The sequence below is a fragment of the Bradyrhizobium zhengyangense genome, assembly GCF_022012435.1.
In the GTDB taxonomy this organism is placed as follows: Bacteria; Pseudomonadota; Alphaproteobacteria; order Rhizobiales; family Xanthobacteraceae; genus Bradyrhizobium; species Bradyrhizobium zhengyangense.
The window spans coordinates 1-25,105 of sequence record NZ_JAKLUA010000004.1 but is presented as its reverse complement, the minus strand read 5'-3'; the positions used below and the strand labels follow the sequence as shown (position 1 = coordinate 25,105).

24 protein-coding genes are annotated in these 25,105 nt (G+C 64.3%); 9 read left to right on the top strand and 15 right to left on the bottom strand.

Annotated features, from left to right (window positions below; genetic code table 11):
• Positions 1–63: 63 nt before the first annotated feature.
• Entirely contained in the window at positions 64–459 is a 396-nt protein-coding gene (locus tag L6637_RS14445) for a lysozyme inhibitor LprI family protein (protein ID WP_237871008.1), read from the top strand.
• 25 nt (positions 460–484) lie between these two features.
• On the opposite strand, the gene L6637_RS14440 is transcribed toward L6637_RS14445, so the two are convergent.
• On the bottom strand, positions 485–1,891 hold the full coding sequence (locus L6637_RS14440) for an MFS transporter (protein WP_237871006.1): 1,407 nt from the start codon (positions 1,889–1,891) through the stop codon (positions 485–487).
• Positions 1,892–2,153: 262 nt separating this feature from the next.
• On the opposite strand from L6637_RS14440, the gene L6637_RS14435 reads away from it, so the two are divergent.
• Positions 2,154–2,462: a hypothetical protein gene (locus tag L6637_RS14435; protein WP_237864795.1), complete on the top strand. Its 309-nt coding sequence runs from the start codon at positions 2,154–2,156 to the stop codon at positions 2,460–2,462.
• A 20-nt stretch (positions 2,463–2,482) separates the two neighbouring features.
• Positions 2,483–3,373 carry an RNA polymerase sigma factor gene (locus tag L6637_RS14430; RefSeq protein ID WP_237871004.1) on the top strand — a complete coding sequence of 297 codons (891 nt, stop codon included), beginning with the start codon at positions 2,483–2,485 and terminating at the stop codon, positions 3,371–3,373.
• An 83-nt stretch (positions 3,374–3,456) separates the two neighbouring features.
• Here L6637_RS14430 and L6637_RS14425 read toward each other — a convergent pair whose 3' ends face one another.
• The 6 genes from L6637_RS14425 to L6637_RS14400 all read right to left on the bottom strand — a co-directional run bounded on the left by L6637_RS14425 (position 3,457) and on the right by L6637_RS14400 (position 9,449).
• A complete protein-coding gene (locus L6637_RS14425; RefSeq protein WP_237871002.1) occupies positions 3,457–4,698 on the bottom strand; it encodes a Zn-dependent hydrolase in 1,242 nt (413 codons plus the stop codon).
• On the bottom strand, positions 4,691–5,476 hold the full coding sequence (locus tag L6637_RS14420) for an ABC transporter ATP-binding protein (protein WP_237864792.1): 786 nt from the start codon (positions 5,474–5,476) through the stop codon (positions 4,691–4,693). The genes L6637_RS14425 and L6637_RS14420 overlap by 8 nt, the downstream gene beginning before the upstream one ends.
• Entirely contained in the window at positions 5,473–6,246 is a 774-nt protein-coding gene (locus L6637_RS14415; protein WP_237871475.1) for an ABC transporter permease, read from the bottom strand. The genes L6637_RS14420 and L6637_RS14415 overlap by 4 nt, the downstream gene beginning before the upstream one ends.
• Positions 6,247–6,316: 70 nt before the next feature.
• Entirely contained in the window at positions 6,317–7,261 is a 945-nt protein-coding gene (locus L6637_RS14410; protein ID WP_237870999.1) for an ABC transporter substrate-binding protein, read from the bottom strand.
• Positions 7,262–7,365: 104 nt separating this feature from the next.
• The gene (gene hutC, locus L6637_RS14405) at positions 7,366–8,094 is read right to left on the bottom strand and encodes a histidine utilization repressor (RefSeq protein ID WP_237870997.1); all 729 of its coding nucleotides are present in this window, start codon (positions 8,092–8,094) and stop codon (positions 7,366–7,368) included.
• A complete protein-coding gene (locus L6637_RS14400; RefSeq protein WP_237870995.1) occupies positions 8,091–9,449 on the bottom strand; it encodes a formimidoylglutamate deiminase in 1,359 nt (452 codons plus the stop codon). Before L6637_RS14400 ends, hutC begins: the two co-directional genes overlap by 4 nt.
• Positions 9,450–9,551: 102 nt before the next feature.
• Here L6637_RS14400 and hutI point away from each other — a divergent pair, with 102 nt between their 5' ends.
• From hutI to hutU, 3 genes are read left to right on the top strand one after another with little or no spacing between them, the layout of a single operon-like run.
• Positions 9,552–10,766 carry an imidazolonepropionase gene (gene hutI / locus L6637_RS14395; RefSeq protein ID WP_237870993.1) on the top strand — a complete coding sequence of 405 codons (1,215 nt, stop codon included), beginning with the start codon at positions 9,552–9,554 and terminating at the stop codon, positions 10,764–10,766.
• Complete coding sequence (gene hutH, locus L6637_RS14390; RefSeq protein ID WP_237870991.1) at positions 10,763–12,322, top strand: histidine ammonia-lyase; 1,560 nt, start codon at positions 10,763–10,765, stop codon at positions 12,320–12,322. Before hutI ends, hutH begins: the two co-directional genes overlap by 4 nt.
• Before the next feature lie 26 nt (positions 12,323–12,348).
• On the top strand, positions 12,349–14,019 hold the full coding sequence (gene hutU / locus L6637_RS14385; protein ID WP_237870989.1) for a urocanate hydratase: 1,671 nt from the start codon (positions 12,349–12,351) through the stop codon (positions 14,017–14,019).
• 7 nt (positions 14,020–14,026) lie between these two features.
• Here the strand turns inward: hutU and L6637_RS14380 are convergent, their stop codons facing one another.
• Together L6637_RS14380 and blaBJP are read right to left on the bottom strand one after the other, a co-directional pair.
• The gene (locus L6637_RS14380) at positions 14,027–16,033 is read right to left on the bottom strand and encodes a putative bifunctional diguanylate cyclase/phosphodiesterase (RefSeq protein ID WP_237870987.1); all 2,007 of its coding nucleotides are present in this window, start codon (positions 16,031–16,033) and stop codon (positions 14,027–14,029) included.
• A 300-nt stretch (positions 16,034–16,333) separates the two neighbouring features.
• Entirely contained in the window at positions 16,334–17,224 is an 891-nt protein-coding gene (gene blaBJP, locus L6637_RS14375; RefSeq protein WP_237870985.1) for a BJP family subclass B3 metallo-beta-lactamase, read from the bottom strand.
• A gap of 263 nt (positions 17,225–17,487) precedes the next feature.
• On the opposite strand from blaBJP, the gene L6637_RS14370 reads away from it, so the two are divergent.
• Entirely contained in the window at positions 17,488–18,804 is a 1,317-nt protein-coding gene (locus L6637_RS14370) for an alpha/beta hydrolase (RefSeq protein WP_237870983.1), read from the top strand.
• A 91-nt stretch (positions 18,805–18,895) separates the two neighbouring features.
• Here L6637_RS14370 and L6637_RS14365 read toward each other — a convergent pair whose 3' ends face one another.
• Together L6637_RS14365 and L6637_RS14360 are read right to left on the bottom strand one after the other, a co-directional pair.
• Positions 18,896–19,993, bottom strand: coding sequence for a hypothetical protein (locus tag L6637_RS14365; RefSeq protein ID WP_237870981.1), 1,098 nt, complete (start codon positions 19,991–19,993; stop codon positions 18,896–18,898).
• Positions 19,994–20,157: 164 nt separating this feature from the next.
• Positions 20,158–20,430 (bottom strand): hypothetical protein, encoded by a 273-nt coding sequence (locus L6637_RS14360; RefSeq protein ID WP_237870979.1) that lies wholly within the window; start codon positions 20,428–20,430, stop codon positions 20,158–20,160.
• 253 nt (positions 20,431–20,683) lie between these two features.
• Here L6637_RS14360 and L6637_RS14355 point away from each other — a divergent pair, with 253 nt between their 5' ends.
• Complete coding sequence (locus L6637_RS14355; protein ID WP_237864779.1) at positions 20,684–21,493, top strand: ABC transporter substrate-binding protein; 810 nt, start codon at positions 20,684–20,686, stop codon at positions 21,491–21,493.
• Here the strand turns inward: L6637_RS14355 and L6637_RS14350 are convergent.
• The 4 genes from L6637_RS14350 to L6637_RS14335 form a co-directional block, all read right to left on the bottom strand.
• Entirely contained in the window at positions 21,467–22,165 is a 699-nt protein-coding gene (locus L6637_RS14350) for an ABC transporter permease (RefSeq protein WP_237864778.1), read from the bottom strand. The genes L6637_RS14355 and L6637_RS14350 overlap by 27 nt on opposite strands.
• A 136-nt stretch (positions 22,166–22,301) precedes the next feature.
• Positions 22,302–23,003: an aquaporin gene (locus L6637_RS14345; RefSeq protein WP_237870977.1), complete on the bottom strand. Its 702-nt coding sequence runs from the start codon at positions 23,001–23,003 to the stop codon at positions 22,302–22,304.
• A 2-nt stretch (positions 23,004–23,005) separates the two neighbouring features.
• The gene (arsC, locus tag L6637_RS14340) at positions 23,006–23,416 is read right to left on the bottom strand and encodes an arsenate reductase (glutaredoxin) (protein ID WP_237870975.1); all 411 of its coding nucleotides are present in this window, start codon (positions 23,414–23,416) and stop codon (positions 23,006–23,008) included.
• Between the two features lie 55 nt (positions 23,417–23,471).
• Entirely contained in the window at positions 23,472–23,816 is a 345-nt protein-coding gene (locus L6637_RS14335) for an ArsR/SmtB family transcription factor (RefSeq protein ID WP_237870973.1), read from the bottom strand.
• 272 nt (positions 23,817–24,088) lie between these two features.
• Between L6637_RS14335 and L6637_RS14330 the strand changes: the two genes are divergently transcribed.
• Positions 24,089–24,940 carry a 3-hydroxybutyryl-CoA dehydrogenase gene (locus tag L6637_RS14330; protein ID WP_237870971.1) on the top strand — a complete coding sequence of 284 codons (852 nt, stop codon included), beginning with the start codon at positions 24,089–24,091 and terminating at the stop codon, positions 24,938–24,940.
• Positions 24,941–25,105: the final 165 nt, after the last annotated feature.

Here is a 25,105-nt window from a genome sequence, read left to right as displayed (position 1 = left end):
CGTCGCGAAATAGCCATAACACGCGGGCCAGGTTTCGGCAGACAGACGCATGAGACCGTTACGATGCTCTGGAAATCATCTCTTGTTTTGGCAGCAGCGCTCTATGTCGCCGCATTTTCTGCAAGCGCGCAGCAGAATGCGGAGTTCGATGCGTGCGTGGCCCAGGCCGACGGCGTTTCCTCCAAAATGTCGGATTGCGGCAAAGCCGAGATCGATAAGTGGGACGTGAGGCTGAATGCCGCCTATCAGACCCTTATGCATAGGTCCGCGGACAAGACGCGGGCGCAATTGCAGCAGGAGCAGAGGACTTGGCTCAAACACCATTTGACCGAGACCCGTCGTCTGGCTGCTGATCCCGGCAATGGGTCCGTCGCATTTCTCGACTCCCAGTCTTTTGAATTGGATGACCTGGTCGCGCGAACGTTGCAGCTTGAAAAGCGCGTCAGCGGGACGCCTTGATCGCAAAACCCCATCATTGTAAGCGTCACGCGTCTTGCGGCGCGGCGGCGACAGCGGCCCGTCGCCGTGCCGGCAGGAAACATCCCGCAATCGCGCCGGCCAGTGATAGCGTTGCGGCAAGCCGCATCGCCGCGGCGAATCCGCTATCGAAATGCGCGGCCGAGTAGGCCCCGCCGTGGGCCGAGAAGCTGGCCACCAGCGCTGCGATGCCGAACATGCCGCCGAGGAAGCGGCCCATGTTGAAGACGCCGGACGCCTTGCCCATTTCGGCCACCGCGACCGAGCTTAGAATGGCGTTCTGCGCGGCCGGCATCGCCATCGAGACGCCGACGCCGGCCAGCACCAGCGGTGCCACCAGAGCGGAGTAGGTCACCGCGGGACTCGCGATCTCAGCGATCCAGCCGAGGCCGATCGCCTGCATCAACAATCCCATCACCACCAGCGGCCGCTCGCCGAGCCTGTTGACGACTGCGCCGGCGATCGGGGAGGTGACGAACAGCGTCGCCGTCCAGGGCAGCAGGCGAAGTCCGGCGCTGAAGGCGTCGAAGCCCAGCGTGGTCTGCAGGAACTGCGGCAGCAGGAACAACACGCCATACATTGCGGCGTAGAACAGCACGCTTGCCGCCATGCCCGAGGCGAGGGCGCGCGACGCAAACAGTCCCATCGGCACCATCGGCGCGGCCGCGCGCAATTCCCAGAGCACGAAGCCCGCCGTGAACACCAGGCCTGACATCAGCGTGCCCATGACCTCGGCGCTCGTCCATCCCACGGCATTGCCGCGCAACAGGCTCCAGACCAGCGCGAGCGCCGAAAGGGCAACGAGCAGTAGTCCGGGAATGTCCAACGCGGCAGTAGGTCCGAAGCTTTCGCGCAAGCGTGTCCGCACCAGGGCGATCGCGATCAGGCCGATCGGCAGGTTGATCCAGAACACCCAGCGCCAGCCGAAATGTTCGGTGATGAAGCCGCCGATGGCCGGGCCGATGATCAGCGCGCAGCCGGTGAGGCTGCCGAAAATGCCGAGCGCGCGGGCGCGCTCCTCCCGGCCGAACGTGCCGCTCAGGATTGCCATCGCAAGCGGCATCACCAGCGCGGCGCCGGCGCCTTGCAGCGCACGGGCAGCGATCAGCGCGGCGGCGTTGCCTGCCAGCGCACAGGCGGCCGATGCAACGACGAACAGGGCGATCCCGGCGGCGAACATGCGGCGGCGACCGAAGCGATCGCCGAGAGCGGCGCCGGTCAGGAGCAGCACCGCGAAGATCAAGTTGAAGGCGTTGACGGTCCATTGCAGCGTCTCGACCGGGCTGCCGAAATCGGCGCGGATGGCCGCGAACGCCGTCGTAATGATCATGGCGTCCAACGCCATCATGAAGGATGCCAGCGCGGTGACGCCAAGCACCCAATTCTTCTCGGCGCGATCGGTTGGGGTCTGCATTGCCCACTCTCCGTGTCTCGCGCCGCCCTGTCGCGGCGCGTTCTGCGGGTGAGACGCGGCCAACGAGGCAAAGGGTGCGCCCGGAAATAATCTTTTGCGGACCGAATCCTTTGGTAACGGGCAAACGTCTTTGGGGTGACGCGGCCATTGACGCGAGCTTGATCCGGGAAAATCGCGGCCCGGACTTCCGGGAAGGTCGTGCTAAAGTCGACGATGGCGCGTGACGAGCAACTGGGTCGCAACATGAGCTGAGGAGCGCGTAATGAGAAGGACGTTGATCAGATACAAGGCCAAGCCGGAGCTGGCCGATCGGAACGCCGAGCTGGTTGCCGCCGTATTCGCGGAATTGAAGGCGGCGGGGCCCGCCGGCGTGCGCTATCTGACGCTGCGGCTGGAGGATGACACCTTCATCCATCTTGTCGAGGCCGCGGCCGAAGACGGCTCGAGCCCGATCCCGAAGCTGAAAGCGTTTCAGGCGTTCCAGGACGGCATCCGTGACCGCTGCGCGGAGCCGCCGCTGGTTCGTGATGTGAAGATCGTCGGCAATTATCGTATGCTGGACGAGTCCTGACCAGGCGAGGTGGAGGAGCAATGGCGCCAGAGCCGCTGGCTACCGTCGACATCGAGGCCCTGCTGGCGCGGATTCGGCCGAAGCTGCATCGCTACTGTGCCCGCATGGTCGGCTCGGTCATCGATGGTGAGGATGTGCTGCAGGATGCGCTGATCAAGGCGATGGACGCGCTGCCATCAGTCTCGCCCGTCGTCAATCCGCAAGGCTGGCTGTTCCGCATCGCGCACAACACCGCGCTGGATTTCCTGCGTCGCCGCAACCGGCAGGAGGCACTGCATTCGGCTGAGGAGGTGGACATGATCGCCGGCCAGCTCGATGAGGTGGAAAGCCGCCAGATTGCCGCGACCAGCCTGCGCACCTTCATGCGGTTGCCGGTGGCGCAGCGCTCCAGTGTGATCCTGATGGACGTGCTCGGCTGCTCGCTTGCCGAGGTCTGCGACATCATGGATTTTAGCATGCCTGCGGTGAAGGCCGCACTGCACCGCGGGCGCACGCAGCTGCGTGAGTTCGGTGAGGAGCCGGACGACGCGCCGCGGCCGGGCCTGTCGGACGCCGATCGGATGCGGCTCAACGCCTATGTCGGCCATTTCAATGCTCGCGACTTCGACGCGATCCGCGCCATGATCGCCGACGACGTCAGGCTCGAGCTCGTCAACCGCACCAGGCTGAAAGGCAAGGCCGAGGTGTCGACTTACTTCGGCAATTATTCGAAGATCAGCGACTGGCACCTGGTGGCCGGGCAGGTCGATGGGCGTCCCGCGATCCTGGTGTTCGATCCCAATGAGCTGAAAGGGCGGCCGAAATATTTCGTGCTGCTGAATTGGTCTGCCGAGAGGCTCGCCACCATCAGGGATTTTCGTCACGCGGCGTATGTCATCGATGGTGCTGAGTGCGTGGTGGATAGCGGGTGAGCGGAGGAGCGTCCGCCGCTCTACCTTTTGCTCACAGAAGTCGGCCTGATCTGGGCCTCGCCGTTCGGCCTGCTGTGGCTCGACTAGGCTGTGCCGTCGGCGAGAATCCGCCGGCAGGCGTCGACGAAGACTTGCGCGCCGGTGACGATATCCGCGTCCGCCGTGTTCTCGGTCCAGTGATGGCTGATGCCGCCGATCGACGGGACGAACAGCATGCCCGCGGGCATGATGGTCGCGAGCATCTGCGCATCATGGCCGGCACCGCTCGGCATGCGCAGCGATCGTCCCCCGGCAAGGGCCTTGCTCGCGGCCTCGATCGCATCCTGGAAGCCGGCGTTCATCATCGCGGGGGCGCCGGTGCGGATCTTTTCCACGGCGACGGTGCAGGGGCCCTTCGTGCCAGCCTCATCCGCCATGTTGCGCAGCAATCCTTCCAGCCGCGCGATGACGGAAGGATCGTCGTCGCGGATCTGGAACAGCATCTCCGCGCTGCCGGGAATGATGCTCGGTGCGCCCGGATCGAGCGTGATACGGCCCGTGGTCCACACCGTGCGCGGGCCGCGCGCGGCGGGGAAACGTTCGTCGATCTCCACGCAAAATTTTGCGAGCGCAAGCCCTGCATCCTTTCGCACGGCCATGCGCGTGGTGCCGGCGTGATTCTGCTCGCCGGTGAAGGTGATGCGGTATTGCCAGATGCCGACGATGGAGGTTACGACGCCGATCGCGAGTTTGCCGCTTTCGAGCGTGTCGCCCTGCTCGATATGCGCCTCGAGGTAGCCGATGTGCCGTCCTGGCTCAGCGGCGACGCGCGGACGTCCAGTAAGTCCCATGCCGCCGAGTGCATCTCGCATGGGGCGTCCATTGGTGCGGTCGCGCGCCGCGTCGATCTCGGCCTCGCTTACCTGACCGACATAAGAGCGCGAGCCGAGAAAGCTGCCGAAGTGACCTTCCTCGTCGACCCACGCGGCCACCTCGACCGCGCCTTTCACGGTGGGATCGGCATTGAGCACGCGCGCGGCCTCGAGCGCATAGACGACGCCGAGCGGCCCATCGAGCCAGCCGGCATAGTTCTGACTTTCCAGGTGCGAGCCTGCGAGCAGCTTTGGTCCCGTCTTCGCACTGGTGCCAATGATATTGCCGATGCCGTCGATCGCGCCGGTGAGCCCGGCGTCAGGCAGCTTCTGCAGCAACCAGCCCAGCGACTGCTTGTGCGGTTCCGAGAAGGTCGGCTTGTGCACGCCAGTCTTGTAGGTCCCGAGCGCGCGGAGAGCATTGAGATCGGCGAGAACGCGCGTCCCATTGGCGTGCGGCTTGGTGTCAGGCATGTTCAGCAACCTTCAGCGCCTCGGTGCGGATTTCTTCGACCAGCCGTTCCTTGAGCTGAACGAATTCGGGCGTGGTCTTGATCTTGTAGGAGCGCGGATGCGGCAGGTCCACGGCGATCTCGGCCTTGATACGGCCGGGACGGGCGCTCATGACGATGACGCGGCTGCCGAGGAAGATCGCTTCCTCGATGTCGTGGGTGACGAACAGCACAGTCTTCTGGTCGCGCTCCCAGATGCCGAGCAGCATCTCCTGCATCAGGGCGCGGGTCTGATTATCGAGCGCGCCGAAGGGCTCGTCGAGCAGCAGGATCTTTGGATCATTGGCGAGCGCACGCGCAATCGCCGTGCGCTGCTGCATGCCGCCGGAGAGCTGCTTCGGCCAGTGGTTCTCGAAGCCGGCAAGTCCGACCTGGCGGATGAAGGCGTCGGCGACCTTGTTGCGCTCCGCCTCCGGCACGCCGCGTTCGCGCAGGCCGAAGGCGATGTTCTCGCGCACGGTCAGCCAGGGAAACAGCGTGTAGGACTGGAACACCATGCCGCGATCGGCGCCGGGTCCGGTAACTTCGCGACCGTCGAGCGTGACGCGTCCGCTGGTCGGACGGTCGAGGCCGGCGACGATGCGCAGCAAGGTAGACTTGCCGCAGCCGGACGGGCCGAGGATGGTGACGAAGTCGTTGTTGCCGATGGTGAGGTCGGTCGGCTCCAGCGCGCGTGTCGGTGCATTGCCGTGGCGCGCCGGGAAGGTGCGCGAGACCTGCTCGATCCTGAGGACCGTCATGCGAGCCTCCACGGAAACAGCCAGGCGTTGAAGGCCTTGAACATGAAGTCCGAGAGCAGGCCGATCAGGCCGATCACGATGATGCCGAAGATGATCTGTCCGGTGTTGAGCAGCGCCTGGCTGTCGGTGATCATGTGCCCGATGCCGGAGGACGAGCCGATCAGCTCGGCGACGATGACATAGGTCCAGGCCCAGCCCAGCACCAGCCGCAGGATCTCTGCGATCTCGGGCGCGGAGGAGGGCAGCAGCACGCGGCGGATGATGCCGCGGTCGCTGGCTCCTAACGTGTAGGCGGCCTCCACCAGATCGCGTCGGGTCGCGCCGACGGTGACGGCGACCATCAGGATGACCTGGAACACCGAGCCGATGAAGATCACCAGCAGCTTCTGCAACTCGCCGATGCCAGCCCACAGGATCAGCAGCGGAATGAAGGCCGAGGCCGGCAGATAGCGTGCGAAGGAGACGAACGGTTCGAGGAACGCCTCGATCGGCTTGTAGGCGCCCATCAGCACGCCGAGCGGCACGGCGATGATGGCCGCGAGCGCAAAGCCGCCCACGACACGCCAGATCGTCATGCCGATGTCGAACACAAAACCTTGCTTGACCAGCAGGTCATAGCCTTCCTGCACCATGGTCAGCGGGTTGGCGAGAAAGGTCTTCGACACATGGCCACCGAAGGTCGCCCAGGACCAGAGGGCGACGAACAGTATGAAGAAGGCGAGGCCATAGGCCACGCGCTGCTTCGATGTCACGGAATCCAGGGGACGCATCGATAGGTGATCCGAATGGTCGATCATGTGCTGGTCCCGCGTCTGTGCAGGACCAGCGATCATGAGAGACTTACTTGATGAAGCTGGCGTCGAAGAGGTCCTCGACCTTCGGCGCTGCCTTGATGATGCCGATGTCGAGCAGCAGCTCGGTGGCGTCCTTGTTGAAGGCGAGGAAGTCGCCCGTGAAGAACTTCTGGTTCGCGGCCTTGTCCTGCCAGCGCAGATACTTTGCCGAGTTGCCGAACTGCTCGCCGGTCTGCTTCACGTCGGCGCCCATAATCTCATAGGACTTGGCCTGGTCCTTGGCGATCATCTCGAGCGATTCGAAATAGCTGTCGGCCAGCGCCTGCGCCGCCTTCGGGTTCTCGCTGAGGAATTTGGGCGTGCAGCCGAACGTGTCCATCACGATGGGATAGTCCAGCGTGGTTGCGATGATCTTGCCTTTATCGGGTGCGGCGCGCACGGTCGACAAATAAGGCTCATAGGTCATCGCGGCATCGTTCTGGCCGGAGACGAAGGCCTGCGCGGCGGCGGCCGGCTCGAGGTTGACGACGGTGACGTCCTTCACCGTGAGCCCGTTCTTCTTCAGCATCCAGGCCAGCGCGAAATAGGGCGAGGTGCCGGGCGCGGAGGCCGCAACCGTCTTGCCCTTCAGCTCCTTGATCGAGGAGACGTCGTTGCGCACGGCCATGCCATCGGCGCCATAGCTCTTGTCGAGCTGGAAGATCTGCTTGGTGGCGACGCCATTGGCGTTCCAGGAGATCCAGGTTTCGACCGTGGTTGCCGCGCACTGCACGTCGCCGGAGGCGATGGCGAGGTGGCGGTCCTTCTGCGGGATTTTCTTGATGGTGACGTCGAGGCCGTTCTTCTTGAAGATGCCGGCTTCCTTCGCCAGCGTTAGCGGCGCAAAGCCGGTCCAGCCGGAGATGCCGATGCCGACCTTGACGTCGTCGGCGAGCGCGGGAGTGGCGGCTGCGAGCGCAATGATTGTCGCAAAAACTGTCGAACTACGCATGATTGTCGTCCTCTTGCCCAGATGGTTTGACGTCCTGTTGATCTCTGCCGGCCCTATGGACCGTTGCCCGAAACGTTGCACGATTTGTGCCGACATATTTCCTCTCAGCCTCCCTTGAATCGCGCGACAAGGCGGTGAGAGTCACCGGGATAAAGCAGGCGCACCGCGGTGATCGTGCGCGCACTGCGCCAAGTATAGCGGTCGATCACAAGACAGGGCGCGCCGATGGCGATGTCGAGCGTCTCAGCCGTGCGGTCATCCGCAACGATGGCGCTGATCGTATGCTCGGCTTCCGTCCATGGAACATGATGAAGCAGCCACGATCCGGGCGGCTCGCGCGAGAAATCCGCGGTCGCCGCAGATGGCACGGACGCAAGATCGATTAGTCGGTCCTCAACGGCGAACGGCACGTTGTCGGCGCTGTGGCGGCAGGAGATCGCGACCACCTTGCCGGCTTTCTTGACGCCGAGCCGCTCGCGGTCGGCGGCGGTTGCCGCGCGCAGCTTGCGACCGATCAGCTCGTAGCCGTAAGTGCGGCCGAGCGCGGTAATCTCGGCGCGGATGTCGGCGATCTTGAGGACCGCTGATTGATGTTGCGGCCTACGCACGAACGAGCCGGCACGCCGCCGTCGCTCGATCAGATCGGCTTGTGCCAGTTCCGACAGCGCCTTGTTCACCGTCATGCGCGAGCAACCATAGCGCGCCACGAGCTCGTGCTCGAACGGAATTCGATGCCCGGGCGGCCATTCGCCGGTCAGAATGCGCCTTTCGATATCGGCGCGGATGCGCTTGTAGAGCGTCGGCTTGTCGGCCGCGTCGGTGGCGAGGCTCATGCGACGAGCCTCCGCACGGCGGTGTTGAAGCGCGCGCGCGCGTCCCGGCGCAGTTTATGCTGGCCGCCCTCAACCACCTTGTTGCCGCCGGCCCAGACGCAATCGATCGCGCCGTCGCCGGCTGCAAAGATCCAGCCGTCGATCACGGCATCGCGCGCGCGTCCTGCCAGCGACGGATGCATGGCGTCGAGGGTGACAATGTCGGCACGCGCGCCCGGGATCAGCCCGACGGTTGGCTGCGCCAGCGCCCGGGAGCCGCCCGCAAGGGCATCATCGAACAGCGTGCGACCAGTGGAACGGCCTGCCCCGCCGGAGAGCACGTTGCGCGTGCGATGCTTAAGCCGTTGGCCATATTCAAGCTGGCGCAACTCGTCGGCGACACCGACCAGCACATTTGAATCGGTGCCGACGCCGAAAGCACCGCCGGCATCGAGAAATTCGCGCGCCGGGAAGATGCCGTCGCCGAGGCTCGCTTCGGTGACGGGGCAGAGCCCCGCGACCGCTCCGGTCTTGGCGAATGCGCTGATTTCCTGGTCCGTCATATGCGTCGCGTGGATGAGGCACCAGCGTTGATTGACCGGCGCGTGCTCAAGCAGCCATTGCACCGGACGCTGCCCCGACCAGACCAGGCAATCCTCGACTTCTTTCGCCTGCTCGGCGGCATGAATGTGCACCGGGCCGCCATTTGCGAGCGGAACGATCGCCGCGAGCTCGTCCGGCGCCACGGCGCGCAGACTATGCGGGGCGATGCCGATGTTGGCGCCCGGCAATGTTGCGATCGCCTTGCGCGAGGCCGCCATCAGCGCGGCGAACTGATCGACCGAGTTGATGAAGCGACGCTGGCCGTCATGCGGCGCCGCGCCGCCGAAGGACCCATGCGCATAAAAACTCGGCAGCAGCGTGAGGCCAATGCTTGAGGCTTCGGCAGCCTGCGCAATTTGCGCGGCCATTTCTCCAATGTCGGAATAGTGCGCGCCGTCGCGATCATGATGCAGATAATGGAATTCGCCGACGCGGGTGAAACCCTGCTCCAGCATCTCGACATACAGCAACGTTGCGACGGCGGCGACGTCATCAGGCGTCATCGCCAACGCGAAGCGATACATCGTCTCGCGCCAGGTCCAGAACGTGTCGGCGGAATCGCCGCGCAGCTCCGCAAGTCCCGCCATGCCGCGTTGAAACGCGTGGCTGTGCAGGCTCGCAAGCCCCGGAAGCGCGATGGCGTGGCGCTCGTCGTCGGCAGCAGGCGCCACATCGGGCGTCACCGCCGCGATCGCGCCGGCGGTGATCACCACCTGCACGTCATTGGCCCAGCCCGAGGGCAGGAGCGCGGAGGCGAAATGCAGTCGGGTCATGATTGATTACACGCCGGCTGGACAGAACCGCCGTACGATTATATGTCTAGACATATAAGTCAAGCATCCCAGGGCGCAGGGACTTCGCGAAGGGACAGTGGCATGGCAGAGCGCTTCGACCGGATCTGGCATAACGCCCGGCTCGCCACCATGCGGGCCGATCGTCCCGATCTCGGCGAGATCGAACGCGGTGTGATTGCCGCGCGCGGCGGCCACATCATCTATGCCGGCGCCGCGGCCGATTTTCCTGGCGATGCCGACGCCATTCAGTGGATCGATTGCGAGGGACGCTGGATCACGCCAGGCCTCGTCGATTGCCACACTCATCTTGTCTATGGCGGCAACCGCGCGCGAGAGTTCGAGCTGCGCCTGAAGGGCGCAAGCTACGAGGAGATCGCGCGTGCCGGCGGCGGCATTGTCTCGACGGTCGCCGCGACGCGCAAGGCGAGTCAGGCCGAGCTGATCGCGAGCGCACTGCCGCGGCTGGATGCGTTGATCGGCGAGGGCGCAACCACGGTCGAGATCAAGTCCGGCTATGGTCTCGATACCGAGACCGAGATGCGGCAGCTTTCTGCCGCCCGCAGCCTTGGCCGTCAGCGAAAGGTTGCGATCCGCACCTCTTTCCTCGGCGCGCACGCACTGCCGGTGGAAGCCGGTGGGGACAAGGATCGCTACATCGATCTCGTATGTAAGGAGATGCTGCCGGCCGTCGCAAAGGCAGGCCTTGCCGATGCGGTCGACGCCTTCATGGAGGGCATCGCATTCTCGGCCGAGCAGACGGCACGGGTGTTCACGGCGGCGAGGGCACTCGGGCTGCCGGTCAAGCTGCATGCCGACCAGCTGTCGAACCTTGGCGGCGCCGCGCTCGCCGCACAATTCTCCGCGCTTTCGGCCGACCATCTCGAACATACCGACGAAGCCGGCGCCGCCGCGATGGCAAAGGCCGGCACAGTGGCCGTCCTTCTGCCCGGCGCCTTCTACTTCATCCGTGAAACGCAAAAGCCGCCGGTCGAGGCGTTCCGCAAGCACGCCGTTGCCATGGCGCTCGCGACCGACTGCAATCCCGGCAGCTCGCCGCTGACCTCGCTGCTGCTAACGATGAATATGGGCGCGACGCTGTTCCGGATGACTGTCGTCGAATGCCTCGCGGGGATTACCCGCGAAGGCGCGCGGGCGCTCGGCGTGCTCGATGAGACCGGCACGCTCGAGGCCGGAAAATGGTGCGACCTCGCGATCTGGGACATCGAGCGCCCCGCCGAGCTGGTCTACCGCATTGGCTTCAATCCGCTGCATCGACGGGTGTGGAGGGGCCAGTGACTGGGCAGGGCACAGCGATCGTCGTCAAGCCCGGAAGGGTGAGCCTTGACGATCTCGCATGCGTGCTGGCGGGTGCTGCTGTCGAACTCGATCCATCGTTCTGGCCGCGCGTCGAGGCAGCTGCGGAGATCGTTGCAAAGGCGGCGTTCGGCGCCGCGCCGGTCTACGGCATCAACACCGGCTTCGGCAAGCTGGCCTCGAAACGCATTCCGCCCGATCAGACCGCGCTGCTTCAGCGCAACCTCATCGTCTCCCACTGCTGCGGCGTCGGGCCGGCCACGCCCGAGCCGATCGTGCGGTTGATGATGGCGCTGAAAATCATCTCGCTTGGGCGGGGTGCCTCGGGCGTCCGCGGCGCGGTGATCGAGCAATTGCAGGCCATGCTGGCGCGACACGTTTATCCGCTAGTGCCGCAGCAGGGCTCGGTCGGCGCCTCCGGCGATCTCGCGCCGCTCGCGCATATGACCGCGGTGATGATCGGCGAAGGGCAGGCGATCCTCGACGGGAAAACCGTGTCCGGTGCCGAGGCGCTGGCGGCTGCTGGCCTTGTTCCGCTGACGCTGGGTCCAAAGGAGGGGCTCGCGCTGATCAACGGCACGCAGTTCTCGACCGCCTATGCTATCTCCGGCGTGCTGCGTGCATTTCGTCTCGCCCGTGCGGCACTGGTCACCGGTGCGCTGTCGGTCGATGCCGCCATGGCCTCGACCGCGCCGTTCCGCCCCGAGATTCAGGCCCTGCGCGGTCTTCCCGGGCAAGTCGCCGCGGCCGCGGCGTTGACCGCGCTACTTGACGGCAGCGATATCCGCCTGTCGCATCTCGAGGGCGACGAGCGCGTACAGGATCCCTATTGCCTGCGCTGCCAGCCGCAGGTCGCGGGCGCTGTGCTTGATTTGATCACGCAGGCCGCGCGCACGCTGACCGTCGAGGCCAATGCCGTCACCGACAATCCGCTGGTGCTGGTCGAAACGGGCGAGATCGTCTCCGGCGGAAACTTCCATGCCGAGCCGGTCGCCTTCGCCGCCGATACGATCGCACTCGCCTTGTCGGAGATCGGCGCGATCAGTGAACGGCGCATTGCGACGCTGGTCGATCCCGCGCTCAATTTCGGCCTGCCGCCGTTCCTGACGCCAGATCCCGGCATCAATTCCGGCTTCATGATCGCCGAGGTGACGGCGGCTGCGCTCTACGCCGAGAATAAGCAGCGCGCCGCAGCCTGCTCGATCGATTCGACGCCGACCAGCGCCAATCAGGAAGACCATGTCTCCATGGCCGCGCATGCCGCACGACGCCTGTCTGACATGGCCGAGAATCTCGCGTCCATTCTAGGCATTGAGCTTCTGGTTGCCGCCCAAGGCATCACGCTACGTGCGCCGCACGCCACAAGCGCGCCGCTTGTCGCGGTGATCGCTAAGCTGCGCGAGCAGGTGCCGGCGCTAGGCGCTGATCGCTACATGGCCGGCGATCTCGCCAAGGCCGCCGCGTTGGTCGAGGCCGACGCGCTGCCGGCCGTCGCGCTCACTGCGCTATCATCCGATCCGTTTCCAAGACTTGACTGAACAGGGCTCGACTAAGGGGTTTTCGCATGAACCGCCGACTGGATAATGACCGTACCATCCGCGCGCCACGTGGTAGCGAGATCAGCGCCAAGAGCTGGCTGACGGAAGCGCCGCTGCGCATGCTCATGAACAATCTCGATCCTGATGTCGCCGAGCGGCCGAGCGAGCTCGTGGTCTATGGCGGCATCGGCCGCGCCGCGCGCGATTGGGAGAGTTTTGATCGGATCACGACGGCGTTGCGCAAGCTGGAAGCCGACCAGACGCTGCTGGTGCAATCCGGAAAGCCGGTCGGCATCTTCCGCACCCATGCCGATGCGCCGCGCGTGCTGATCGCGAACTCCAATATCGTGCCGCATTGGGCGACGCTCGATCACTTCAACGAGCTCGATCGCCAGGGTCTGATGATGTACGGCCAGATGACAGCGGGCTCGTGGATCTATATCGGCAGCCAAGGCATCGTGCAGGGCACTTACGAGACCTTCGTCGAGGTCGGCCGTCGCCATTATGGCGGCAGCCTTGCCGGAAAATGGATTCTCACGGCGGGTCTCGGCGGCATGGGCGGCGCGCAGCCGCTGGCCGCGACCATGGCGGGCGCCTCGATGCTGGCGGTCGAATGCCAGCCCAGCCGCATCGAGATGCGCCTGCGCACCGGCTATCTCGATCGCCAGGCGGCAACGCTCGACGAGGCGCTGGCGATCATGGCGGAGGCCGCGAAGACGAAGAAGGCAGTCTCGGTCGGCCTGCTCGGCAATGCCGCAGAGATTTTCCCTGAGCTGGTCCGCCGCGGCGTCAAGCCCGACATCGTCACCGACCAGACGAGCGCGCACGATCCGATCAACGGCTATTTGCCAAAGGGCTGGACGTTGGCCGATTGGGAGGCTAAGCGTGCCTCCGATCCAAAGGCTGTGGAGCGCGCCTCGAAGACCTCGATGGTCGAGCATGTCCAGGCCATGCTGGATTTCCACGCGCAGGGCATTCCGACGCTCGACTATGGCAACAACATCCGCCAGATGGCGCAGGACATGGGCCTGAAGAACGCGTTCGATTTCCCGGGCTTCGTTCCCGCCTATATCCGCCCGCTGTTCTGCCGCGGCGTCGGACCGTTCCGCTGGGCTGCGCTGTCAGGTGATCCGGAGGACATCTTCAAGACAGATGCCAAGGTGAAAGAGCTGATGCCCAGCGACAAGCATCTGCACAATTGGCTCGACATGGCCAAGGCGCGCATCAAGTTTCAGGGCCTGCCGGCGCGGATCTGCTGGGTCGGGCTTGGCGATCGCCATCGCCTGGGCCTTGCTTTCAACGAGATGGTCGCGCGCGGCGAGTTGAAGGCGCCTGTCGTGATCGGCCGCGATCATCTCGACAGCGGTTCGGTGGCAAGCCCGAACCGCGAGACCGAGGCGATGAAGGACGGCTCGGATGCCGTGTCCGACTGGCCGCTGCTCAACGCGCTGCTCAATTGCGCCAGCGGTGCGACCTGGGTCTCGCTGCATCATGGCGGCGGCGTCGGCATTGGCTATTCGCAGCACGCCGGCATGGTGATCGTGGCCGACGGTACGCCGGAAGCGGCCAAGCGCATCGAGCGCGTGCTCTGGAACGATCCGGCCAGCGGCGTCATGCGCCATGCGGATGCGGGCTACGACATCGCGATCGAGTGCGCCCGCGACAAGGGGCTCGATCTGCCGAGCCTTGTGAAGTAGCTAGGCCTTAGGCCACGACTTTGGCTTCAGCGCCGGCAAGGCGCTGACGTTCCGTCGTCAGATACTCGTCGATCGCCGAGCCGCGCATGGGCTTTGCGAAATAATAGCCCTGGATGAAGTCGCAGCCGAGCCGGCGCAGCGTATCGAGCTGGGCCCGCGTCTCAACGCCCTCGACCACGCAGGCAATCTCCATGTCGTCGCAAAGGCCGGTGAGCGACTTGATGATCTTGTGGCTCACGGGATTATCGTTGATGTCGGCGACGAAGCTGCGGTCGATCTTGAGCTTGTCCAGCGGCAGGCGATGCACGTGGCTCAGCGACGAATAGCCGGTGCCGAAATCGTCCAGCGAAATGCCGCAGCCCATGGCCTTCAGCGCCGCGATCGACTGCTGCGCGCGCGCGAAGTCGAAGGTGACGGCGGTCTCGGTGATCTCGAAGTCGAGTCGGCGCGGCGGCACGCCGCTCTTCTCGATGATGGCGATCAGCGGCAGGATTCCGTCGGACGAGCAGATGTCGTGGGCCGAGAGGTTGAACGACAGGCGGGTGTGATCCGGCCAGGTCCTGGCAGCCGCGAGCGCGCGTACCAGCAACGCTTGCGTCAGCGGGCGGATCAGGCCGATGCGCTCGGCAGCGGGAATGAAGTCGGCCGGCGAGACCCAGCCGAGGCGGGGGCTTTGCCAGCGCGCCAGCGCCTCGAAGCCCGCGGTATGCTCGCTCATGGCATCGACGATCGGCTGGAACATCAGTTCCATCTCCGTGCTGAAATCGGCAGTGCGCAGCAGGGTCTCGATCACGCCGCGGCTGCGGATTTCGGCTTCTAGCTCGCTCGAGAAAATTACGGTGCGGCCGCGCTTTTGGCGCTTGGCGTGGTACAACGAATAGTCGGCGCACTCGTATAGCGCTTCCGATGTCGTTGCCGAGTCTGGATACAGGGCAAAGCCGATCGAGCACGACAGGCCGGTATGGGCGGTGTCGAGCTGGTAGGGCAGCTTGACCTGCTCGCAGATGCGTTCGCCGAGCCGCTCAAGGTCGGCATCCTCGGGATCGCCGCAGACGACGAGACCGAACTCGTCGCCGCCGAGGCGGGCGAACTCTACACGCTGCGGACCGAAGCCTTCGCAGACCTCGCGAATGCGACGGCCGGCCTCGATCAGGACGCGGTCGCCGACCGAATGGCCGTAATTGTCGTTGATCGGCTTGAAGCCGTCGAGGTCGATGATGCCGACTGCGACGCGCACATGCCTGCGCTCGGCGTCGTTGAAGGCGCTCGACAGCTCGGCAAAGAAGCGGCGGCGGTTCGGCAGCTCGGTGAGGGAATCCAGATTGGCGAGACGGAAGTTCTCGTCCGACAGCGCCTGCGTCGCCGCCTGCTGCACCAGCAGCGATTTGCGGCTGGCGACGAGATCGGCGAAGTCGCGGTAATAGATGAACAGCACCGTTACCATCGCGCCGGAGACCAGGAGGTTGTTGACCGCGATCGCCTTCAGCGTCGGTTCGCCCGTGGCCCAGAAGAACAGCACATAGGGCACGTCGACGATCAGCGTCACGATCAGCGCCGCCGAACGCAGATGCATCAGCGAAAAGATGCAGCCGATCACGGTCACGGCCATGTAGAACGCGACCTGGCTCTTGGCGAAGGGATCGCCATAGGGGTAGAGCGCGAACGACCAGGCGGTGAAGCCGGCGGCGATCGGCAGCGTCATCCAGTTGGTCGCGCGCAGATTGCGCAGGATGTCGGCATCGCTGCGCACGAGATGGCGCTGGCGCAACCACCAGAAGGTCCGAAGCGCGGCGAGCGCCGTGAGCACGCTCGGCACGATCATCGCCAACCAGTCCGGCGCGACGTTGACGTAGGTATACGCCACCGCGATCGTGTTGCTGATCAGGATGAAGTAGAGCAGCGGGATCTGCTTGGAGAAGGCGTCGAACTGGGCGCGCGTCAGGTCCGCGTCGTCAGACACGCGAAACAGCTCTATCGCTGCGACGAGGTAGGCTTTCAAATTGACGGCAGGCATTGCAATACGCGCCCCAAATCCCTTCAAAAACGAAGGCGATCTTGCACGGCGGGGGTAAAGACCGCGTTAGATGCAGTTGACGCGGATGCGCTAGCGCAGGTTGCGCGCTACCGCATGATTTTCCACCCGCGTGCATTGGTGAGGCGATGTTAAGGATGTGAGGCGGAAGGAAGCCGCTTCTGGCGCGGCAGATCGTCCGAAATCGATCGCGGCTACGTTCCGCTAACCATAGCTTCCTCCGCCGCGTGGCGCGGCCTGATGTCGCGGCGGTCATCAGCGATGACCGCCGCGCGCTGTCGTTTATTTCGCGGCCTGGAGCGCGGCCGTCTGCTTGGCGAGCGCCTTGTCGAAATCTTCCGACAGACCCGTGGCGTAGGTCGTAAGCTCGCCCGGCTTGACGAACGGGTTGGGCGTCTCGCTCTTGATCTGCTGGGCGCGCTTGTCCTGCATGCCATAGACCTCCGGATGCGGCCCGAGCAGGACGTCGACCTTCATCGCCTTGGCCTTGGCGAAGGTCGCACGATAGTCGTCGACGATGCCGGGATAGGTCGGCTGGCCGACCAGCCGGTTCAGCGCCACGGTTCCGCTGCAGAAGAACAGCACCTGGCGGTCCTGGCCGCCGTCCTTCACCGTCATCTCCCAGCTGGTGCAGCCGGGCGAGTGACCGGGCGTCGCGTGCGCCATCAGCGTGGTGTCGCCGAGCGTGACCTTGTCGCCTTCCCTCACCGCACGATCGACCTTGACAGGCGGAAAGGTGAGGTCCGCGTTCTTCTCGTCGCCCGGATAATAGCCGCCTTCGAGCAGCGGCTTGTCGCGCTCGCCCGCGACCAGTTGCGCGCCGCTCTCCTGCTTGATCTCGGCAAAGCCGCCGGTGTGGTCGAGATGGGCGTGCGAGTTGAGGATGTATTTGATGTCGGCGACCTTGAAGCCGAGCTTGGCGATGTTGTCCTTGATCATGCCGGTCGACTGCGGCATCGCGGTGTCGATCAGGATCAAGCCTTGCGACGTCCTGATGACGTAGACGGCGATGCCCTCGGTGCCGACATAGTAAATGTTATCGATCAGGCGGAACGGCTCGAATGGCGCGGTCCATTTCACCATGACCTGCGCCAGAAAATCCTTGATGGTCTGCGCCTGTGCGCCAGGTGCGAGGAGCGCCAGCGTACACAGCGCGGCCGCGAGCTTTCTCATGGATTGTCCTCCGGATGTGTTTTTGTCGTCGCGACCGCTTCTTTGCGCGGATCACCCAGCCGCACGCTAGATGTTGCGCGCTCCGGCAGCAACGGCCTGGGGTTGGAATTATTCCGCGCCATGCGCGGAATAATGATCGCTGTCCGATTTGAGCATGGCGATTGCCGCTGCACTGCGTTCGTCGCGTTTGACCATGCGCGAGGCGCCCGCCATACTTTTGCTTCAAGACGGGCCAGCAAGACCCGTCAGCACCGGGAGCTCACATGACCAGATCATTCTCCGTCCTCGCGGGGACGCTGATTTCCGTCGTCTCCTTCGCTTCGATCGGCTTCGCCCAGCCGACCTGCGTGACCCAGAACATGGCCGTGCCGCCAAGCGCCAACACCACGGATAAAGCCGCGCCGTTCTTCATCGACACCACTGGCCTCGATTTCAAGACGGCGCCGCCGACGCGCGATCCCTCCAATCCCGCATATCCACGCGCGACCGAGTTGCCTGATGGCACGCTGCCGCCGCCCGGCGCCGAGGGCAATTTCATCGTCGGTCCGACCCACAATCCCGCGCCCGAGACCGTCGCGAAGGAGGGCGTGCCGCGCGGCACGACAAAATCGTTCACGCTTTCCTCGAACGACAGCACCATCTACAATCCGGGCCTGATCCGCGACGATGTCGCCGGCTGCACCAATTCCTCGATCATGACGACCGTGACCGCGCCTGATGACAAGTCGAACATGATCGTCACCACCAGCCATCCCGGCATCTGGTCGCGCACCATCGACGTCTACGTGCCGGCGCAATATGTGCGCGGCACCGAGGCGCCGTTCATCGTGGTCGGCGATGGCGGCTCCAACGCATACAAGGATATCGCCACCACGCTCGACAATCTGATCGCGCAGCGCCGGGTACCGCCGATGATCGCGATCCAGGTCGGCAATGGCGGGCAGGATGCGCAGGGCAGCCAGCGTGGCCGCGAATATGATGCGGTGTCGGGGGTCTATACGGATTTCATCGAACGCGAGGTGCTGCCGCTGGTCGAAAAGAATGCGGACGTCAAGCTGACCAAAAATCCTGAGGGCCGCGCCACCATGGGCCTGAGTTCCAGCGGGGCTGCGGCCTTCACCATGGCCTGGTTCTATCCCGATCTCTATCACCGTGTGCTGGCGTTCTCGCCGACCATGGTCAATCAGCAATGGCCGCACGATCCGTCGCTGCGCGGCGGCGCCTGGGAATATCACAGCGCATGGACGGGGCCGGCCACGCCCAATCTCATCTCAAAGGCGGGTGTGTTGACGCCGGCCGATCCACCTGGCGTGCCGCTGATCGTCGCCGCGCCGACCAAGCCGATCCGCTTCTGGTACTTTGGCGGCGACCAGGATCTGTACTATCCCAACCCCACCATTCCAGATGGCATGCACGACTGGACCTTATCGAACGAGTTGATGGCAAAGGTGCTCGCCGAGAAGGGCTATCACTATCAGTTCCTGTTCGTGCGCAACGCCAAGCACGTCGATCGCCCGACCATCGCGCAAACGCTGCCGGCTGCGCTGGAATGGCTCTGGAAGGGCTATCCAATTCCGTGAGTGCGAGAGATGTTCGGCGCCCGATCGTCATCGCGGCGGTCGAGCGCATGGCGCCGCGCAGGCTCGTTGCGTCATCGCGTGAGGACAAGGATCAGGCGAGGGCGGCCTGGCGTTCCCGCACCGGCTCACGGCTGCGATCGGCGCTGCGCGGTTCGGCGAGCCGGGTGAAGCTGCGCTGGCCGGCGTGCACGGGCGCCTCGACGATGACGCCTTCGCAGGCGACTTGCCCGCCGAGCATCCTGAATTCCAGCTTGTCGTAGCGCGGCATGGTCTCGCCGGGCTCGGGCGGCAGCAGCCCGATGCGGCCCTGGATGTTCAGAGTGGCTTCGCCGGTGCCATGCAGCCGCGGATTCCACATCCTGATCCCGGTCTCGGCCCAGCGCTGCCGGATCAGCGCGGCGCGATCGGCGGGCTCGACGACCTTTGGGCGGATCTTCTTCGGCGCGGGCGCTGGCGGAGGCTCAATCTCTGCTGCGCCGACAGGTGCGTCGGTGATCGTATCCTCAGCGACGTCGGCCGCGACCGGCGCTGGATCGCTTGCGACGACCGGCTCGATCTCCATCACGACATCAGGCGCGGGCTCGTTGTCGATCTTGACCTCGGCGACCGCAGGCGCCGCGATGTCGTTGTCGTGCACAACAGCGGGCGTCTCGTCGACAGTTTCGATCTCCCCGGAAACGATAGAGGCGGGTTCGTCTTCAATGGCGGACTCGGAGACCGCGACGGTCTCGACCTCGACCAGCGAAACAAAGGCCTGCTCTGCAACATCAGGTGCAACCTCCGCGTCATCATCCGACGATGCACCGCTGCTGATGACAGGCTCTTGAGGTTCGATCGCTTCGACTGCGGCAGAAGAGACCGCGACCTCTTCCACGACGTCGTGCTCAACATTCGCGAGGAGTTCCACCGGTGGATTGCTGCTGATGAGTTCGGGCGCTGCAATCGGCTCGCTCGCGACCTCAACCGAAGGGACTGAACTCTCTTCGACGGCGGCGGGCTCAGCTTCAGCCGACGTTTCCGGGAATGAATCCTCGCTGGCGCTCGTATCGACGGTCGGAGCGGCTTCTGTGATCGCTGCGACGACGGGCTGCTCATCCGCGGCGCTCGGCGTCACGTCGATGCTGCCGCTGTGCGGCAGGGGCCGAAGCCGATTGAACGCCCATTTCACCGCAGGAATGCGGTTCAGCAACGATATCAGTCTCGAAAGCACTGGGAGTTGTCCAAGAGGTACTCTGGGCCGTGGGCAATCGCTGATTCGCCAGCAATGTGAAAAACTGCCCCGGCTGTTACGCCTATGTCAATTGAGGCGGGACCAATTGCAGAACATCTGCACAGACCTGCGCGCCACTGCGTTCATTCGAAATGCATCGACGCAAGCGGATCCTCGTCGTGATCGGGCAGATGCGACGACGCAAACGGCACGACGGAGTGCTCTGCTTTGTGGCTGCGCGCATGCGCCAGCGCGTGCTTGCGGAGGAGCGCCATGGTCAGTGCTTCGCAGTCCCCAGCTTCGCCGCCCCAGGCGCAGTCGATGCTTGAGGACTGTCCCGGCCAGGCCTGCGCCGGGCCCGCAATCGCCAGCGACAACACGATCCGCAAGGTGGCGATGATGTTCGTTTTTGTCATGGGAGGCTCCAAACCGTTCTATCCCTAGGGATCGATCGGAACGTGCGATATTCCGCGCCGCCACGTGATCGCGGGACAGATCACGCGAGGTTCAATAGCCGTGAGGCCGGCGTGAAGCGCCCACCAACACGGCTGCCAAGCACTCCGCCTTCATGATAGCGCTGGCGCCTATGGGGCGAACGCGCCCAACGTCGGGCTTTCCCACGTCATTGTCTCCGCCTAATTTGAATCATCTGGGAATGAGGAAGATGTCATGAAGAAGCTTGCCGCCATCGCAGCGGTTCTAATCTTGTCGACGGGCGCATGGGCGCAGGATCGCAGCATCACCGTGGCTTCCACGACGTCGACGGAGCAGTCCGGCCTGTTCGGCTATCTGCTGCCGCTGTTCACGAAGGCGGAGGGGATCGAGGTGAAGGTCGTCGCGGTCGGCACCGGCCAGGCGCTCGACATCGGGCGGCGCGGTGATGCCGACGTTGTGTTCGTCCATGACAGGCCGGCCGAGGACAAGTTCATGTCGGAAGGGCAGGGCGTGAAGCGCTTCGACGTCATGTACAACGACTTCATCATCGTCGGCCCGAAGAGCGACCCCGCAAAGATCGCGGGCGACAAGGACGTCGCCGATGCCTTGCGCAAGATTTCTGCTGCAAAAGCGACGTTCATCTCGCGCGGCGACAAGTCCGGCACACATGCCGCCGAGCTGCGGCTCTGGAAAGAAGCAGGCATCGAGCCCGCCAACGGCAAAGACGGCTGGTATCGCGAGATTGGCCAGGGCATGGGCCCGGCGTTGAACATGGCGTCGTCGTCGAATGCGTATTTGTTGTCGGACCGCGGCACCTGGCTGTCGTTTAGGAATCGGGGCGAGCTTGCGATCCTGACCGAGGGCGACAAGCGCCTGTTCAACCAATATGGCGTCATGCTGGTCAATCCGGACAAGCATCCCAACGTGAAGGCCAGGGACGGGCAGGCCTTCATCGACTGGCTGATCTCGCCAAAGGGGCAGGATGCGATTGCCGGCTACAAGGTCGGCAGCGAGCAGCTATTTTTCCCCAACGCGTCCCACTAGCAGGAAGGCGACGGTCGACACGGCGACGCTGAGTGCGAGCAGGATCAAGCCGAGGCCGAGCGCCAGCGGCAAGTCGCCCTTGCTGGTCTCCAGCGCAATGGCCGTCGTCATCGTGCGGGTAAAGCCGCGGATGTTGCCACCGACGATGATGATGGCGCCGACCTCGGCGATGGCGCGCCCGAACGCGGCCAGGAACGCCGTCAGCAGCGAGGTCCGGCCGAGCGCGAACAACAGGCCGATGCTGCGCAGCGTCGATAGTCCGTCAATCCGTGCAAGGTCGCCATATTCGGCCCACAACAGGGTTGCGGGCCGGTGCACCAGCGCAACCACGATCGGGGTTGCCAGCAACGTCTGCGCGATCACCATGGCCGCCGGCGTGAACAACAGGCCGGCCGCGCCGAGCGGGCCGGAGCGCGACAGCAAAAGATAGAGCGCGAGTCCGACCACAACCGGCGGCAGGCCGAGCAGCGCGTTGGTCAGCACGATGATGACCTGTCGCGCGCGAAAGCGCGTGATCGCCAGCAAAGCGCCGAACGGCGCGCCGATCAGCAGCGCGATGATGCTGGCCGTCAGGCTGACGCGCACCGACAGCGCGACGATGCCGAGGAGCTCGGGATCCGCTTGGCCAATCAGCGTGAATGCGGCAGCGATGGATCGCGCGAAATCGTTCATCCGGCGTGATGTCTCAGCGCCAGGCCTGATGTCAAGGGATGGTCACTGTCGTGGCCGCGATCTCGCTTCAAAACCCGCCCCTGCCGTTGTGGCGACTGTCGGAGAATACAGGGGAGGAGCGGCTGGGGCACTCCTTTCATTGGTGGGCAGCAGCGTGCTTCAGGCTTGCTTCACCCCACAGCCAGCTCGCAAGCGGAAGGGCAACGATCGCCCCGATGAGCTGCGCGGCAATGAAGGCCGGCACGCCGTGTGGCGCGATACCTGCAAATGTGTCGGACAGCGATCGGGCGATGGTGACGGCGGGATTGGCGAACGAGGTCGAGGCCGTGAACCAATAGGCCGATGTGATGTACAGGCCGACGGCGTAGGGGACGGCAGCCGAGGCTTTCGATGCGACGCCAAAGATCGTCAGCAGCAGGCCGAAGGTAGCCACGGCCTCGGCGAGCCATTGTCCCGCGCCGCTGCGCTCCGTCAAGGAAATCTGGAGGACGGGAAGCTCGAACATCAGATGCGCGATCCATACGCCGATGATCGCCCCCGAAATCTGCGCTGTGATATAGATCGCCGCATCAATCCAGGCGGTCTCGCCGCGCAGGGCAAAGGCCAGCGTTACCGCCGGATTGAAATGTGCACCCGATATGGGAGCAAACATCAGGATCAGCACCACGAGGATGGCGCCGCTGGGAAGCGTGTTGCAGAGGAGCGCCAACGCGATGTTTCCACCGGCGAGCTTCTGGGCCATGATCCCCGAGCCGACCACCGCGGCGAGGAGGAACGCCGTTCCGAGCCATTCGGCAAATGCGCGCTTTGCAAGGCTTGGCTGTACAAGGCTTGGCATCGTCAGACGCCGCGGTCGAGCCTGATACGCTCGCCGTCTTCCTTGACGAATTCACCCTGCTGCGGAGGCAGAAGATCCAGCACCTCTTCGGAGGGCCGGCACAGCTTGACGCCTTTTGGCGTAACCACGATCGGCCTGTTGATCAGGATCGGATGCGCCATCATGGCGTCGAGCAGTTGGTTGTCGGTCAGGTCAGCGTTGTCGAGCGCAAGCTCGGCATAGGGCGTGCCCTTTTCGCGCAGCAATTCACGCACCGAAAGCCCCATGCGTGCGGCAAGCTGTTGGAGCAGCGCGCGCGATGGCGGCGTCTTGAGATATTCGATCACGTGCGGCTCGATGCCGGCGTTGCGGATCAGGGCGAGCGTGTTGCGCGAGGTGCCGCAGGCGGGATTGTGGTAGATGATCACGTCCATGGCCGATACTTTCGGAGGGACAGGTGAACGTGCAGGCGTTTCATGGTCTGTCCTTTCAGGCTGGAGCCTTGTTGCGCTTTCGCGCAGGTTTCGAAGACGAGGCGGGTGCGCATGATACGCCGCCGCAGCAGTTTTCCGTGAGGAAGCCGACCAGCGAGTTCATGGTCTCGAACCGCGCCGCATAGATCATCGAGCGTCCCTCGCGCCGGACAGTGGCAAGCCCGGCCATCCGCAGCCGGTCGAAGTGAAACGTCAACGTGTTTGGCGCCAGATCCAGCGCGTCCGCGATCGCACCTGCGGTCAGGCCTTCAGGGCCGGACCGCACCAGCAGGCGGAATACGTCGAGCCGATTGTCCTGCGCCAGCGCGGCGAGCGCCGTGACGGCATCTGTCTTTTCCATATTTCAACGATTATTGAAACAACGGTGGCGCGTCAACTTTAATCTCGGCATTCCAGGGGCTGGAAAGAGCCGCAAAACTCGGGCCGATCAGGCCGCGAGGTCGCCAAGTCATGTCCTTTTCGAGCGGAAAGGCAGCTTTATTCTCGCCACGGATGCGCTAAGGAAGAGCCTGGATGCGGTGCAGCACGTAAGGCGCCGCGGCTCGAAATTCAGGTCAAACCGGGAACGCTGCCGCTCAAGGCCGGCCCGTTCAACGAGAAGGACGTCATTCTATGATCAATACCGTTGGCATCATCGGAGCTGGGACCATGGGCAACGGCATCGCCCAGATCTGCGCCGCGGCCGGGCTGTCGGTCGTGATGGTCGACATCTCCGATGCGGCGGTGAACCGCGGCATCTCGACCGTCGGCGGCAGCCTTGAGCGCCTGGTCAAGAAGGAGAAGATCTCGGCGGCCGATCGCGAGGCGGCGCTCAAGCGCATCACCGGCACCACTGATCGGGCGAAGCTTGCCGACTGCGATCTCGTCATCGAGGCCGCAACCGAGAATGAGGAGCTGAAGGTCAAGATCCTGAAGGATCTCTGCGCCACGCTGTCGCCGCGCACGCTGGTTGCCACCAACACCTCGTCGATCTCGATCACCAAGCTTGCCGCAGCGACCGATCGCCCGGATCGATTCATCGGCATGCATTTCTTCAACCCGGTTCCGGTCATGCAGCTGCTGGAACTCATCCGCGGCCTGCAGACGTCCGACGAGACCCACGCCAAGGCGCTCGATTTCGCCCAGCGCGTCGGCAAGGTGGCGATCACGGCCAAGAACAGCCCCGGCTTCGCGGTCAACCGCATCCTGTGCCCGATGATCAACGAGGCGATCTTCGCGCTCCAGGAGGGCATCGCGACCGCCGAGGAAATCGACGCCGGCATGAAGCTCGGCTGCAACCATCCGATCGGGCCGCTGGCGCTGGCTGATCTGGTCGGTCTCGACACCATGCTGTCGGTGATGGAGGTCTTTTATAAGGGCTTCAACGATCCTAAATATCGTCCGGCCCCCTTGCTCAAGGAAATGGTCGATGCCGGCCATCTCGGCCGCAAGTCCGGGCAGGGCTTTTACTCTTACGGCGCCTGATCCAGTAATCGCTACAATGACGGTGTCGTAGCAACCATTAAAGATCCGCCCGATTGCTTCGAGAATGACGCCGTGCTTGTGGCCGTCAAGGCGTGGCCTGGCAAGGGCGGAGTTTGGGGTGAGGCAGGAGCGACGGCCAGCCTTGACGTCCGCGGCGCGCGGCGT